Annotated in this window: 1 protein-coding gene and 1 pseudogene; both read left to right on the top strand. The window is 46.0% G+C overall.

All coding sequences use genetic code 11. The annotated features are described in order from the left end of the window. Positions 1 to 158 precede the first annotated feature (158 nt). Positions 159 to 281, top strand: a pseudogene (locus TRICHSKD4_RS31975) (VWA domain-containing protein); the annotation flags it as partial. A 36-nt stretch (positions 282 to 317) separates the two neighbouring features. Then, positions 318 to 797 carry a hypothetical protein gene (locus tag TRICHSKD4_RS27775; protein ID WP_247642881.1) on the top strand — a complete coding sequence of 160 codons (480 nt, stop codon included), beginning with the start codon at positions 318 to 320 and terminating at the stop codon, positions 795 to 797. The last annotated feature ends 20 nt before the right edge of the window (positions 798 to 817 follow it).

The following is an 817-nucleotide window of genomic DNA, read 5'->3' as shown; positions in this document are numbered from 1 at the left end:
CGGGTTTAAATTCTAAGCGGTGATGGAGAGGTGTTCATAAGCCCGCGCGTCGCTCTGGCAGAGGCTCAGATCGTTGGGGTGCAGGGGGCAATCTTCATTTAAACAATATATAAACTTACTATGCGTAAGTTTTACTCCAAAGCGGAGAACTTACGCAAATGTATACAGGGATAAAAAATCGCATTCAGGCACTAAAGGGCAATATTAAGGGTAGCATTGCTATCCCCTTTGCACTTCTAGCCACACTGATCCTTGCGGCCATCTCCGTTGGGATTGACATGTCATTTGCGTATAACAAGCGCGACCAGAGCCAACTTGTGGCTGATGAAGTCTCGCTCTTCGCAGTTACTACATTTCGGAAATATGTTGCTGATGGAATGTCAAAAAATCAGGCGAGAAAACGCGCCGAAACCGACGCACGCAAATTTCTGACCGCGCGAACCAAGTCCCTTGATGGAACGACAGAAAAATTCAGTATCAAAATAAACATTGTCGACCGGGAAGCAAAAGTCGTAAAAGCCAATGTAAACATTAGCGGCAAACACGAATCCTACATGACCCATGCCATGGGCTTCGACAACATAGATTATACTGCAGATTCAGAATCGACAATTTCCTTCGGTCAGGGCAAATACGAGTTTATCTTTTTGGTTGATGTCTCACCGTCAATGGGAATTGGTGCAAGTAATCGTGATCGTCAAATCATGCAACGAGCCATTGGTTGCCAATTCGCTTGCCATGAACCTTGGTACAGCAGTGTAAGCCGCGCAAAAGCGCAGAGCCCGTCTCACGATTGACGTTGTCAAAGACGCTCTAA

Origin of the sequence: Roseibium sp. TrichSKD4, from assembly GCF_000148725.1 — a bacterium.
GTDB lineage: Bacteria > Pseudomonadota > Alphaproteobacteria > Rhizobiales > Stappiaceae > Roseibium.
The sequence above is the reverse complement of the archived record's forward strand: the minus strand, read 5'-3'. Positions and strand labels throughout refer to the sequence as shown.